Here is a 13,967-nt window from a genome sequence, read left to right as displayed (position 1 = left end):
AATTTTGTTGTTTGAAAGGTAAGAAATTGAGGTGTTACATATATGAGTAAGCGTTATGTCGTTGTTGATTTAGAGACGACAGGGAACTCCTGGAAAGATGGGAAGGATAAAATCACCCAAATTGCAGCTGTTGTAGTAGAAGATGGAGAGATATTAGAAATTTTCTCATCTTTTGTTAACCCGAAGAGAGAGATTCCCCTATTTATTACAGAATTAACAGGGATTGATGAAGATCTAGTAAAACAAGCCCCGTTATTCCGAGATGTAGCCCCGATGATTGTTGAGCTATTACAAGGTGCGGCTTTCGTTGCGCATAATGTTCACTTTGATTGGAATTTTTTAAATGAAGAATTAAGGCAGGCTGGATATACAGAAGTACATTGTCCTAAAATCGATACAGTTGAATTGGCGCAAATTCTTTTGCCGACAGCCGATAGTTATAAATTACGTGATTTAGCCAAGAAACATGAATTAGAGCACGATCAACCGCATCGTGCGGATAGTGATGCTCTTGCAACAGCGGAGTTGTTTTTACAATTTTTAAATGAAATTGAAAATTTACCACTTGTCACATTACAATCGCTTTATGAATTAAGTGATGTTTTCCAAAGTGATATAGCTGATGTGCTTTCTGAAAATATTTTAAAGAAAATGATGCATGGTAAAGAAGAGGCAGAGGGGTATGAAGTGTATCGAAATATTGCACTTCGAAAGCGGAATTATTCCTTAAGTCTAAGTGAAACATGCTCGTCTAAATTTGATGCTTTCTTACATAAGACAATGGATAAACTTGAATTAAACATGCCAAAGTTTGAAAAAAGAGAAAGCCAACAGCTTATGATGAAGGAAATATATACAGCTTTAAGAGACTCCAGGTTTTCACTTATTGAGGCAGGAACAGGTACGGGGAAGACTCTTGCATATTTACTTCCAAGTATTTATTTTGCAAGGAAAAAAGAAGAACCTGTCATTATAAGTACACAAACTGTACAACTGCAACAACAAATACTTGAAAAAGAAATTCCGTTATTACAAAAAATAATGCCATTTTCATTTGAGGTGGCTCTTCTGAAAGGAAGAAAGCACTATCTTTGTTTACATAAATTTGAATATGCTTTGCAAGAGGAAGAGAAAAATTATGATATGGCGCTTACGAAGGCGAAAATTTTAGTGTGGTTACTGCAAACTGAAACTGGCGATCGTGATGAATTAAATATTCCTGAGGGCGGAAAATTGCTGTGGAATCGTATTTGCAGTGATGCATATAGTCCAGGCGGAATGCAAAGTAACTGGTTTAGTCGTTGTTTTTATCAGCGAGCGAAGAATAAAGCATTATTTGCAGATATTGTTATTACAAATCATGCGTTATTATTTCAAGATTTTTCAAGTGAAGAACCACTGTTTGCTTCATATGAACATATTATTTTTGATGAAGCTCATCATATTGAAGAAGCGGCTAGTAGAACATTAGGTGAACAGTTCTCATGTATGTATTTTCAATTAGTTTTATCTCGTCTTGGTACGCTAGAAACAGATGATGTGCTGTCCAAAGTATATAAAATGATGAAAAAATCAGAGCAAGCCTCTCGTTCGATTTTTCGTATGATGAGTCATAGTTTGAAGGAACTGAAGTTTGATGCTGATGAACTATTCCAAATGTTACGTGCTTTCATATTTAAACAAACAAAGCAAGAACAAGGAGCGAGTAATATGCCGCTCGTTTATCGATATAACACGGAAGTGGAGCACGGTAAGTTATGGGATAGTATTACTGAATTAACAAATCGTTTTGTATATGAGTTAAGAAAATTAGTGACTACACTTGAGAAACAAGTTGATATACTGCAAAGTAAATTAGAGTGGGAGATGCATGTTGTTACAGGTGAATTTATTCATCTAATTGAGTTGTTGAGAAAGATGGCACAAGCTTTACAATTACTCATATTAGAAAAAAATTCATACGTGACATGGATGGAGACCGAAACGAAGGGGACGATTCATTCAACAGTTTTATATGCGCAGCCTGTTCATATTGGTGAAAGATTTGCTGATGAATTTTTAACGCAAAAAAAGAGTGTTATTTTCACATCAGCAACGCTAACAGTTAACGATACATTCGACTATATAAAAGAGGAGCTAGGCTTACATGACTTTGCTCCAAATACATTAAAGGTTCCGTCGCCGTTTCATTTTGAAGAACAAATGAAATTAATGGTTTCAACGGATGTACCTTTTATTAAGCAAGTTAGTAATGAGGACTATATTGAATCCGTATCGGAACATATTGCAAAAATAGCGAAGACTACAAAAGGTAGAATGCTCGTTTTATTCACTTCGTATGAAATGTTAAAAGAAGCGTATACGCATTTGAAAAACGATGATGCATTAGAAGGATATTTATTGCTAACACAAAGTGTGAATAATAGAAGTCGAAGTCGCTTAATCCGTAAATTTCAGGAGTTTGACAAATCGATTTTGTTAGGAACAAGCAGTTTTTGGGAAGGGATAGATATTCCAGGAGATGCCTTGAGTTGTCTTGTTATTGTCCGTCTCCCATTCACACCTCCTCATCAGCCAATGATGGAAGCAAAAGGTGAGTGGCTAAAAAATCAAGGAGAAGACGTATTCGCTAAGTTAGCGCTCCCGCAAGCGATATTACGTTTCAAACAAGGATTTGGTCGTCTTATTAGAACAAATACAGATACAGGAACGGTATTTGTGTTAGATCGTCGCTTGACAAGCTCTTCCTATGGAAAACGATTCTTACAATCAATCCCGACTGTCCCGCTCTATGAAGGACCGTTAGAAGAATTGTTAGAGCAATTAGAGGAACGGCCAAATAAATAAAAATTGGAAGAAAAATACGCCTGAAGTACATTTAAACTTCAGGCGTAAAAAATGTGGGTAGGAGGAATTTTATTTTTCTTACTTCTTGTATACAAAATGTATTGCTTTTCGGTTTGAAACCTTTTTTTGCTGTACATGTCCTGCTATAATAGATGGGTGATGAAGCAGGGGTTGTAAAGAATGTACTCTTATTGTAACCGCATTGCGTTCTTCTATAATTAGAAATTTTTGTGTAACGGAGGAGTTTTTTCATGGAGAAGAAAATTGAAGTACTATCAACGACGCGTATTAAATATTCGTCTGATTTGTATAAAATTGTTGATAGCTTGAATCGTACGTTAAAAGAGCAAGACCTCATGTTCGGATTAGCATTAGACGAAAAAGACAAAGAAACAGCTGTATTTACGATTTACAGAACGTAGTGATACAATGAAAAAGTGGATCTTTGCAATCATTATCGTTATCGTTGCTAGTGGAATATATGGGGCATATGTTTATAATAAAGCGATGGAAAATAAAATTCCAAAAGAATCAAAGGTTGTAGAAATTGCAAAAGAAAAGGCAAAACTTACAAAGGTAAAATCTGTTGATTATTTTAATGGAAAATCTTCATATACCGTCGTACAAGGTACAGATGAAAAAGGAGAACAAATCATTGTTTGGGTGCCTGAGAAAAAAGGAGATACTATAGTAAGAAAAAAGAGCGAAGGTATTTCTGAAAAAGAAGCTATACAAAGAACGGCTGAACAGGTCGACGATGGAAGTAAAGAATCAAAAAGCAAACCGAAAGAAATCTTAAAAGCAAAATTAGGCGTTGAAAACAATATACCATTATGGGAAGTTACATATATTGATGATGAAAATCGTTATAGTTACTACTATCTTGAATTTAAAGATGGCAAGTTTTTACGACGATATAGCATTGAAAAATAGATGTAGGGGGAACAGCAAATGAAATTAGCAAAGCGAGTAGCTGCTTTAACACCGTCTTCAACTTTAGAAATTACAGCAAAGGCACAAGCATTAAAAGCGGAAGGTCATGATGTAATTGCATTAGGGGCAGGAGAACCTGACTTTAATACGCCAGAACATATTATGGAAGCCGCACATAGAGCGATGTTAGAAGGACATACGAAATATACACCAACAGGTGGATTACAATCGTTAAAACAAGAAATCGTTAAGAAATTTACTCGCGATCAAGGGATAGCGTATGATCCATCTGAAATTATTGTATGTAATGGTGCCAAGCATGCATTATATACATTATTCCAAGTGTTACTTGATGAAGGAGATGAAGTTATCATCCCAACTCCTTATTGGGTAAGTTATCCTGAGCAAGTAAAGCTTGCTGGTGGTAAGCCAGTTTATGTAGAAGGTCTAGAAGACAATGAGTACAAAATTACAGCAAAGCAGCTGCGTGAGGCAATTACAGAGAAAACGAAAGCAGTTATTATTAATTCACCGAGCAATCCAACAGGAATGATTTACAGCAAAGAAGAATTACAACAGCTTGGAGAAGTATGTTTAGAACATGATATCTTAATCGTTTCTGATGAAATTTATGAAAAATTAATTTATGGTGATGCAGAATATACTTCAATTGCCCAGCTTTCTAATGCATTAAAAGAACAAACACTTATTATTAATGGTGTATCTAAATCTCATTCTATGACAGGGTGGCGTATTGGATATGCAGCAGGAAATAAGCAGCTTATTAAAGCGATGACGAACTTAGCGAGTCATAGTACGTCAAACCCTACTTCAATTGCTCAATACGGTGCAATTGCTGCATATGCAGGCTCACAAGAACCTGTAGAAACGATGCGTCAAGCATTTGAAGAAAGATTGAACATTATTTATGATAAATTAATTCAAATTCCTGGTTTCACTTGCATCAAACCACAAGGTGCATTTTACTTATTCCCAAATGTAAAAGAAGCTGTAGCGTTAACTGGATATGAGACAGTTGATGACTGGGCAAAGGCATTATTAGAAGAGGAAAAAGTGGCTCTTGTTCCAGGGACAGGATTTGGTGCACCAAATAACGTTCGACTATCGTATGCGACATCTCTTGAGCAAGTAGAGAAAGCATTGGAACGAATTCATACATTTATGAAAAGTAAAGTGCAGGCTTAATCGGCTGTTCCTTGTATTAAACACAAAAAAACCTCCCTACATATAGGGAGGTTTTTTGACGAATTGTGGCAAAAAGAAATAGCTAAAGGTGTGTTATACTAGAGAGCGAGGTGTTTGGTGATGAAAAAGAAAATGATGTTACAATGGTTTGAACAGGGAAGCATAGCGATTCCTAAATTGCTTATGATGCATTATAAAAAGCTAGGTTTAAATGAAACGGAATTTATGGTGGTACTTCATGTACACACATTTTTAGAATCAGGTAATTCGTTCCCGACTCCTTCAGAGATTTCAGAACGGATGACGATAACAGAAATGAAATGTATGGAAGTGATTCAGACATTAATTCAAAAAGGCTTTTTAGCACTAGAAGGTGGACAAAGATCTGAAGCGATGATGTGTGAAAGTTATTCTTTACAACCACTATGGGAAAAAATATTGCACTTTTTAATGAATGAATCTATAGAAGAAGAGCAACAAGAAAAAAAACAAGTTCAAGTAAATTTATATACAGTATTTGAAAAAGAATTTGGAAGACCACTTTCGCCGTTTGAATGTGAAACATTGGGAATGTGGGAAGATCAAGATCAACATCATCCGAATTTAATTCAAGCGGCTCTTCGGGAAGCTGTTATGAGTGGTAAACTTAATTTCAGGTATATTGATCGCATCTTATTTGAGTGGAAAAAGAATGGAATTAAAACGGTGGATCAAGCGCAAAATCAAGGCCAGAAATTTAGAGCGAATCAACAACGCACACAACAAACGACAAAACAAGAGACGAAATTTACTGGGAAAGTGCCTTTTTATAATTGGTTGGAGCAGTAATGTAGGAGGAAAGATATGTTGAACAAAACGCAAATTCGTTATTGTCTAGATACAATGGCGGATATGTATCCAGATGCGCATTGTGAATTAATTCATGATAATCCATTTGAACTTGTAATCGCAGTGGCATTATCTGCGCAATGCACAGATGTACTTGTAAATAAAGTGACGAAAAACTTATTTCAAAAATATAAAACACCAGAAGATTATTTAAGTGTGTCTTTAGAAGAATTACAACAAGATATACGTTCAATTGGATTGTATAGAAACAAGGCAAAAAACATTCAAAAATTATGTCAAATGTTACTTGATGATTATAACGGAAAAGTTCCAGAAGACCGTGACGAGCTGACGAACTTACCAGGTGTAGGGAGAAAGACAGCGAATGTAGTTGTTTCAGTTGCGTTTGGGATTCCAGCAATTGCTGTTGATACGCATGTAGAGAGAGTGAGTAAGCGCTTAGCGATTTGCAGATGGAAAGATTCAGTTTTAGAGGTGGAAAAAACGTTGATGAAGAAAATTCCAATGGATGAATGGGGAGTGACGCATCATCGTATGATATTCTTTGGACGTTATCATTGTAAAGCGCAACGTCCACAATGTGAAAAGTGCCCGCTATTAGATGTATGCCGTGAAGGGAAAAAGCGGATGAAGGGGAAATAAGGGATGGAGAGAGTTGTAGAAGTACCGAAAACGTTTCGATATTTACCATTTTTTGAAGAGGATGTAAAATCGATTACGTATCATACTGATCAATCTTTTGAAGAAATAATACAAAATATTTATTTTATATTTGATATAGAAAAACAGTATGAGCCATGGAATGAACTTGAAAAAAGTATTCCAGCGGTGTTAAATACATGGAAAACGAAACAAGACGAAATTGCTACGCTATTTCGAAACAGGAAAAAACAAGAAGCTGAGGGACCGATGATTCTTTTTGCAGCTCACTTGCTATCGGTTGTATATTGGCTAAATGAGCAACCTGTTCATGGTTTGAATGAAATGCAAGTAAATATGAATAAATTAGAAGTACAACCTGTTAATTTTATGGAGCGATATTCATTTATTATCAAGAAACCAAGTAATTATCATTCTTATATTCAATTAGCACAGTTGTATATCGAAATAGAGAAGCTACATGTAAAGAAAATCATAACAAAAAAGAAGTCCATTTCTCGTTAGGAGAAATGGACTTCTTTTATTATGATTCTGTTGTAACAACATTTCCGTCTGCGTGCGGAGTAGTATCTCCTCCGCTATGCGGTTGTTCTTGTTGGTGATTCTGTTGTTCCTGTTGTTTACGCTCTTCTTCAGCTTTTTTTCTAGCTTCTTCCTCAGCTTTTTTCTGAGCCTCTTGTTGTTTACGCTGCTCTTCTTCAGCTTTCTTCTGAGCTTCTTCTTGTTGTTTGCGTTGTTGCTCTTGTTGTTGTTGTTGTTGTTGTTGTTGTTGTTGCTCTTGTTGTTTACGTTGTTCTTCTTCAGCCTTTTTCTTAGCGTCTTCTTGTTTTACCTTATCTTCATTGGCCTTTTTCTGGGCGTCTTCTTCAGCTTTTTTCTTAGCGTCTTCTTCAGCCTTTTTCTTAGCCTCTTCCTCAGCTTTTTTCGCGTCTGGAGTTCCTCCAGGAGCGGTAAAGGATGCACCGACTGCGGGGCTTGTTCCAGTACCTTTTTTCGCTACTACAGAGAAGCTGTAAGTAACACCTGGTTTAATGCCTCCGAGGGTAGCTGTTGTACCACTTACTGATAAGCTACCACTAGTACCGTCAGTAGCTTTATAGCTTGCGGCATACGCATCAACCTCTGATGGTCCAGACCAGTTTAGTGTAACTGTGCTAGCACCATCGAAAGTGACATTAAGGCCACTAGGTGAATCTACTTTAATTTCTTTAATTGCATCTTTTTTCGCACCTTTTACGTATAACTCGCCGTTTATTTCTTGTACAGAAGAAGGACGTTCGAAACGAGATTTATCTGTAGCGAATTTGCTCATCATTACTTGGAACATTTGTTGCGCAATTCTAGTAGAACGATCGCCGATGTAATTTTCTGAGCTATCCTTTTCGTAACCAGTCCAAACAGCCATTGTATATTGTGGTGTATATCCTGCGAACCAACTATCTCGGTTGGCATCAGCTGGAATATCGTATTTTTTAATAACAGATTTATCAAAGTTTTGTGTTCCTGTTTTACCAGCAACATCAAAACCGGGAACATAAGCCGTTGGGCCAGTACCGCCACTACCAGGTTTTACAACATCACGAAGAACGTCAGTAACCATGTAAGCTGTAGAGTCTTGCATTGCTCGTTTTTCTTTCGGTTTAAAGCTTTTCTTTTTCCCATCTGGGAAAATAACTTCTTTAACGAAATGAGGCTTATTGTACATACCGTCATTTCCAAATGCTGCATAAGCTCCAGCGACATCTAACGGAGAGCTTTCATTACTACCGATTGCAGTTGATTCAAAAACAGTATCATCTTTAAATGTCATGCCTAGACCTTTGGCGAATTCTTTTGATTTATCAAGCCCGACCGCTTGAGCTGTTTTTAAAGCAGGAATATTTAAAGATTTTTTTAGTGCGTCACGTAGGGACACATCTCCTTTATAACTGTTTGTAGCATTTTTAATTTTTGTACCATCAGAGTATGTGTACTCTGAGTCATTTAGTTGATGGTACGTAGACCATTGTAGATTTTCAATAGCTGGACCATAGTCAAAAATAGGTTTCATGGTTGAACCAACTTGGCGTTTTAAATCAACTGCCATATTATGACCTTTGAAAGTAGACTTACTTTCTTTTCGCCCAGCCCCAATTGCTCGAACTTCTCCAGACTGTGTATCCATAAATACAAATGACCCTTGGAATTGATCGTTTGGATACTTAATAAGATTGCCATCCATAATTTCGTCAGCGTAATCTTGAGCATTTCGATCAAGTGTTGTTTGGATCGTTAAACCATCTGAACCGATATTTACATCAGGATATTCTTTTTCAACTTCCTTTACAACAGCATCTAAAAATGCTTGATACTTCATTTCAGTTAGTTCTGATTTTTGAAGACCCTCAGTTACAGGGATTTTCATTGCGTTGTTCATTTCTTCTTTTGTTATATAACCATGTCGATTCATTAATGATAATACGACATTACGGCGATTTGTTGCTCGTTCAACATTTTCCGGTTTTGTTGGATCATAAATGTTAGGACCTTGGGGTAAACCAGCGAGCATTGCAGCTTCATGTAACTGTAATTGTTTTAAATCTTTGCGATAATATTTTTGAGCTGCTGATGCAATACCGTAAGAGCGGTTACCTAGATTAATCTTATTTAAGTACATTTCTAAAATCTCATGTTTAGAGTATTGTTGCTCTAATTTATAAGATAAGTACCATTCCTGCACTTTTCGTTTTGCGGTTTTTTCCATCGTTAGAAAATAGTTTTTAACTACTTGCTGTGTAATCGTACTACCACCTTGGGAACCGAAACCACCAGTGACATTCTCCATAACTGCTTTTGTAGTTCGTTTAAAATCAATTCCATTATGTTCATAGAAACGTGAATCCTCAGTTGCAAGGAATGCATTTTCCACTACTTTTGGAATTTGATCGTATGTAACATGGGTTCGTTTTTCCGCACCGTATTCATAGAAGAAATTTCCGTCCTTATCAAGAAACTTTGTTGATAAAGGATTGACAAGTTTTGATTTGTCTAATTTTGGAGCGTCCTTTACCATAACAAAGAAAGCCGAAACGCCAGCTACGAGACCGACGATACCAAGAAGTAGACAACCTATAAGGAATTTCTTGAAAAAGGAACCTTTTTTCTTTGGTTTTTCTTCTTTATTTGTTTCTTTCGTTTGATTTTTTACATGATTTCGTTCTGTACGAGAACGATAATTATCTGACATTATACTTTCTCCTACCTTTCATTCTCTCCCCCAAAAGTCGAAAAAAGAGCCTTAGTGATGACTCTATCACGAAAAATAAACCGTGTCTAGTACACGGATATAATCAATCCGAGGGTGATAACCGCATGATAATAAAGATCCATGCGCTTCTATTTCTTGTTTTGTAATCGATTTCCGTCCACCTGTATTTTGACGATTCCAAAATGCAATAATATGTTTTGAATCTAATAAATAAAGTTCATCAAAAAGTGTAAATTTAATAATAACAAATGCAATTCCGTTATGAGCGATTACTTGCTTCATATGTTCAATTTGATGAAGGTGGAAGTTTTGAAGGGGAAAACTGGTTTTATTTTTTGTTTCTTTCGCTTCAAAATCGATGTATTTCCCTTTGTATACACCGTTGTAATCTGTTGTAGAAGGTTGTTTGAAATACGCTTCTTTTACCACAGCAGCACTTCGAGCGGGGTAATCTACTTTTACAATTTGAAGAGGTGTAGGTTTTTTATGTACGCATGCAATATTATGGGTTAAGTAATATTGATTTGTGTCATTCAATTCCTCTTCAAGGGACATACCTCTATTACTATAAGTATGTTTTTTAACTGGTGTTTTATGAGGGTGTGAAGCTTGATCGTACCTTTTTCCATTTGGGTAACGAATGGTCATATTGTGTCCACTCCCAACTTGTTAAGAATTACTTACAAAGGTGATTATATCAAAAAATGAAAAAAGATGTGACCTTTTTCAAGAAAGGTATGGTACTTATTCATGTTTAGCTGGTACGATTACGAAAAAATTAAACAAAATCGCAATGATTATTTTTGCACAGAAGATGAAAAAGCTATAGTTAACAATATTAAGGAGAGAACAGATATAGCTAATGTAGATAATATTTCACGTACACAATCTTACCAAGAATATTATTTGAGAAATAAAGAAATTCGATGGTCTTTTTTAGCGAGTATGGTCTCAAGGAATGGAGGCTGGAACATGACAGATCTAGAAGGAAAGTGCTATTCTAATGTTCTATCTCCAACAGTAAAGAAACATTTATTTCTCACGTACGAAAAGGCTAATTGGCTTATTTTCTTAGATGCCTTCCCTCAACTATTACTATATGAGGAAAGTAAAAGGAGATGTGTACCTCTTTTCCATTTGTTACAATTTTTCAACACATCAATTTTTATGGAAAAAGAATGGATATATTTCTGGGAGAAAAGAGATGTAATAAGGCTAATGACGGCCCTTATTATAAATGAACAAAATATAATTCAAAAACCAGTAATTGAGAATACATATTTTCAAAAGCATGTATTTGATACCGCTTTGTTTAAATTTCAAGAAATATTTCATGTTAGTGCAGTTGTTTTTCCAACGGTGGAAGGGAGAATATATGGGTTTTCAGTTTATCAATTTGAAACGTTACAAAAACGTATAGAACTTGGGAAAAAACTAGCTTGGTTATTGTATCATCCAAAGTATAGGGATTTGTTTTATAAATTTACATTGCAAACTAGGCATACAGGATCGAGGATGGATTATGAATGCTACCTAAAGGGGACAAGAAAGTCAGGTACGCCGGCTCTAAGAGATGTGTATACGATTGTTACTCATGAAAAAATAATTGAAAAAGATTGGTTTAGTGAAGGGCTAGAAACGAATTCATTATTTTTATTTGAAAAACCTAAAGGGAAAATTAATATAACAGAATGGTATAGAAAGAAGCGAGAGCAAATACATACTCTTTCTATATTAAATAGTTTTGTCAAAAGAATAGATGAATTCATGATATAATTAAAAAGAAGTCCCGCCTTCATTTAGGAAGGCGGGACTTCTTAATTAAAAGTAATATGCTCTATAACAAATTACTTTTAATTCCGCTATTTGCGGGCATTACGGCTTTAACCTCAAAACTTAGCGAAAGCAAAGAGGTTGAGCTTAGGCCGGAAAATAGCTGTTTGAAAGAGTCACTCAGATTAAAGTGTCACTTTATGTAGCAGGGAAATTTGGACCATCAAGCTTTGGATTACCAGTCTCAGGTTTGTTTTGTTGTTTGTTTTGATTTTTCTTTTTTTCGTTTTTGTTTTTTGCCATCGTAATACACCTCCTTTTTGTATTGTTACCATTTCTATAAATGGCATGCAAAATGATTTCTTTGACGAATATCAACTAGTTTTGTCATGTGGGCAGGAGTGATCGATAAATCGGCGAAATTACATGACAAAGGAAAGGCAAAGAAGGGGGCGTTTTATTTATGGCGATGGTTCAGAAGGAAGATGTTATGAAAAAAATGGATCAAATGTTAAGTTCTCTCGATTTGCTGGAAATGAATATTGGGATTAGAATAAGTCATGCGTTGAAGGATAAGCGTGAAAAAATATGCAATAAGATAGAAATAACAGAAATGCATATCGAGCATATGGAAAATAAATTAGTGCATCACGAAGAAAAAGGGAGTTGGGTAAAGACATTTCAAAACGTCGTAGTGAGTGCATAGTAAGGTGGGAATAAAATGGAGTATGAAGCATTAATCCAGTCCTCGGAAAAGTTAATGCAGTATAATGATGAAGCGAATGTGAAAAAAAGAGAAGTTGATGAGTATGATTTTTATAAGGATATGAAGCCATTTGTTGATACTGTAGATGAAGAGTTAGAGCTGTGGAAAGACTTAGCTTATAGGTGGATCAAGAAAGAAAGACCTAAGTATATACATGTACAACAAATTGATCAAGTGTACGATAATTTACAAACTAATGTACTACAATGCTTTGTAAATAAGGGAAAAGGTAAACGTTTCTTTGAAACTCATCAAGCTATTTCGTATACTTTGCAAAATATCATAGAGCAATGTAAGTAACAAGAGGGAAAAACCCTCTTGTTTTTTTATGCCTCTGTTACTGTTGTAGGTTTTGTTGCACCGTTTATTTCTAATTCTCGTATTAATGTTCGATAATCTGATATACATATTTTTCCTTCTAAATAACAATGTCTTGCAAAGTCTAACAGTTCATTCGAATTTTCTGTGCAATACCCTTTTTTTTGAGAAAACGCTTGTTTTAAATCCCCTAATACCATGTTGATTCCTCCCCCATGAGAATCTTCTTCCTTATTATCATAGCATGGAAGGGCTTTCTTTCTAATTTTTTTAAAAATTTAAACTTCCGACAAAAACAGACAGATACTCCTTCACACATTTTATTTTATAGGTACATATTCTATATGTAGAAACTTATGTGAAGGAGGAGAGAATGCATGTTTCAACAACCTAATGTATATCAGCAAGCAAACCCGTACGCGCAGCAAAATATGTACCAATATAATGAGGATACATATTTAAGATATAATATGTATCCTTTCGAACCTTATTATGGAAATCAAAATTATTATCAGCCATTTGAAGTGTCGTTTATGAATCAACCGCAACAAACGCATATGAGTCAGCCCCAGCAAATGTATACGAATCAACCGCAACAAACGCATATGAATCAGCCCCAGCAAATGTATACGGATCAACCGCAACAAACGCATATGAATCAGCCCCAGCAAATGTATACAGATCAACCGCAACAAATGTATATGAATTCACAATACTACATGCCACCAACTCAATATGTAAATCAACAGGCTATGTTTTATCCACCAAAACAACCATACCCAACAATGAATAAACAAAAGCAACAGCAACCAAGTCAGTTTTCTAGTTTTGTTTCACAATTTAAAACATCAGATGGTAACTATGATGTGAATAAAATGATGAATACGGCTGGACAAATGATGAATGCGATGAATCAAGTGACGGGAATTGTTAAGCAAGTCGGGGGGTTCTTTGGTAAATGATAGTAGGGTGTTGTCCGTAATGTATATGATGAATGAAATGCAGCACTAGACAAATTTCTGTGAAATAAATGGGTATATATAACAAGCGGCCTTACCTCCTTTCTCATATTGTAAAGTGTAGTCAGATTTTTTTAATGAGAGAGGAGAGAAAAACTATGCATCATTGTCATCCTTACTTTGGGGGGCAGAAGCCTACAGGACCTATTTGTACGACTGCTCCTGTCATTCATCCGACGAAACAATGCGTAACACATTCTTTTTCAACAACGGTGGTGCCACACGTTTTCCCGACGCATACAACACATGTACACCATCAACAAATTAAAAATCAAGGCTTCTTCCCACAAACAAACTCGAACGTAAACGTTGTAGATCCTGGTGATCCAGGATTTGTGGGTGGATATGG

At 35.7% G+C, this 13,967-nt stretch carries 16 protein-coding genes; 12 read left to right on the top strand and 4 right to left on the bottom strand.

Annotated elements, in window-relative coordinates; translation table 11 throughout:
• Positions 1–42: 42 nt before the first annotated feature.
• From dinG to BAU28_RS27375, 7 genes are all read left to right on the top strand, one after another.
• Positions 43–2,847, top strand: a complete 2,805-nt coding sequence (gene dinG, locus BAU28_RS27405) for an ATP-dependent DNA helicase DinG (protein ID WP_071721134.1) — start codon at positions 43–45, stop codon at positions 2,845–2,847.
• A gap of 251 nt (positions 2,848–3,098) precedes the next feature.
• Positions 3,099–3,269 carry a YpmA family protein gene (locus tag BAU28_RS27400; RefSeq protein ID WP_000412179.1) on the top strand — a complete coding sequence of 57 codons (171 nt, stop codon included), beginning with the start codon at positions 3,099–3,101 and terminating at the stop codon, positions 3,267–3,269.
• Between the two features lie 7 nt (positions 3,270–3,276).
• Entirely contained in the window at positions 3,277–3,780 is a 504-nt protein-coding gene (locus tag BAU28_RS27395; RefSeq protein WP_002171189.1) for a cell wall elongation regulator TseB-like domain-containing protein, read from the top strand.
• A gap of 18 nt (positions 3,781–3,798) precedes the next feature.
• Positions 3,799–4,986: an aspartate transaminase AspB gene (gene aspB, locus BAU28_RS27390; RefSeq protein ID WP_002171190.1), complete on the top strand. Its 1,188-nt coding sequence runs from the start codon at positions 3,799–3,801 to the stop codon at positions 4,984–4,986.
• 120 nt (positions 4,987–5,106) lie between these two features.
• On the top strand, positions 5,107–5,814 hold the full coding sequence (gene dnaD / locus BAU28_RS27385) for a DNA replication protein DnaD (protein WP_071721132.1): 708 nt from the start codon (positions 5,107–5,109) through the stop codon (positions 5,812–5,814).
• Positions 5,815–5,829: 15 nt separating this feature from the next.
• Positions 5,830–6,477: an endonuclease III gene (gene nth / locus BAU28_RS27380; protein WP_002171192.1), complete on the top strand. Its 648-nt coding sequence runs from the start codon at positions 5,830–5,832 to the stop codon at positions 6,475–6,477.
• Positions 6,478–6,480: 3 nt separating this feature from the next.
• On the top strand, positions 6,481–6,999 hold the full coding sequence (locus tag BAU28_RS27375; protein ID WP_048370391.1) for a YpoC family protein: 519 nt from the start codon (positions 6,481–6,483) through the stop codon (positions 6,997–6,999).
• Between the two features lie 19 nt (positions 7,000–7,018).
• Here the strand turns inward: BAU28_RS27375 and BAU28_RS27370 are convergent, their stop codons facing one another.
• Positions 7,019–9,721, bottom strand: coding sequence for a PBP1A family penicillin-binding protein (locus tag BAU28_RS27370; protein ID WP_071721131.1), 2,703 nt, complete (start codon positions 9,719–9,721; stop codon positions 7,019–7,021).
• Between the two features lie 66 nt (positions 9,722–9,787).
• The gene (gene recU, locus BAU28_RS27365; protein ID WP_002171195.1) at positions 9,788–10,390 is read right to left on the bottom strand and encodes a Holliday junction resolvase RecU; all 603 of its coding nucleotides are present in this window, start codon (positions 10,388–10,390) and stop codon (positions 9,788–9,790) included.
• Between the two features lie 102 nt (positions 10,391–10,492).
• Here recU and BAU28_RS27360 point away from each other — a divergent pair, with 102 nt between their 5' ends.
• A complete protein-coding gene (locus BAU28_RS27360; protein WP_071721129.1) occupies positions 10,493–11,518 on the top strand; it encodes a DUF2515 domain-containing protein in 1,026 nt (341 codons plus the stop codon).
• Between the two features lie 195 nt (positions 11,519–11,713).
• Here BAU28_RS27360 and BAU28_RS31485 read toward each other — a convergent pair whose 3' ends face one another.
• Entirely contained in the window at positions 11,714–11,893 is a 180-nt protein-coding gene (locus BAU28_RS31485; RefSeq protein ID WP_081806572.1) for a phage portal protein, read from the bottom strand.
• 85 nt (positions 11,894–11,978) lie between these two features.
• On the opposite strand from BAU28_RS31485, the gene BAU28_RS27355 reads away from it, so the two are divergent.
• Both BAU28_RS27355 and BAU28_RS27350 read left to right on the top strand, forming a co-directional pair.
• Complete coding sequence (locus BAU28_RS27355) at positions 11,979–12,221, top strand: hypothetical protein (protein ID WP_071721127.1); 243 nt, start codon at positions 11,979–11,981, stop codon at positions 12,219–12,221.
• Positions 12,222–12,236: 15 nt separating this feature from the next.
• A complete protein-coding gene (locus tag BAU28_RS27350; RefSeq protein ID WP_002171199.1) occupies positions 12,237–12,581 on the top strand; it encodes a YppE family protein in 345 nt (114 codons plus the stop codon).
• Positions 12,582–12,607: 26 nt separating this feature from the next.
• Here the strand turns inward: BAU28_RS27350 and BAU28_RS27345 are convergent, their stop codons facing one another.
• Positions 12,608–12,799 carry a YppF family protein gene (locus BAU28_RS27345; RefSeq protein ID WP_002171200.1) on the bottom strand — a complete coding sequence of 64 codons (192 nt, stop codon included), beginning with the start codon at positions 12,797–12,799 and terminating at the stop codon, positions 12,608–12,610.
• A 177-nt stretch (positions 12,800–12,976) separates the two neighbouring features.
• On the opposite strand from BAU28_RS27345, the gene BAU28_RS27340 reads away from it, so the two are divergent.
• Positions 12,977–13,561: a YppG family protein gene (locus BAU28_RS27340; protein WP_071721125.1), complete on the top strand. Its 585-nt coding sequence runs from the start codon at positions 12,977–12,979 to the stop codon at positions 13,559–13,561.
• Positions 13,562–13,695: 134 nt separating this feature from the next.
• Positions 13,696–13,967, top strand: a 272-nt coding sequence (locus BAU28_RS27335; protein ID WP_244158217.1) for a CotD family spore coat protein, incomplete at its 3' end; no start/stop codon positions are given.

It is taken from the genome of Bacillus paramycoides, from assembly GCF_001884235.1.
GTDB lineage: Bacteria > Bacillota > Bacilli > Bacillales > Bacillaceae_G > Bacillus_A > Bacillus_A paramycoides.
Note: the sequence above shows the minus strand (reverse complement) of the source record. Positions and strands in the feature narration are given on the sequence as shown.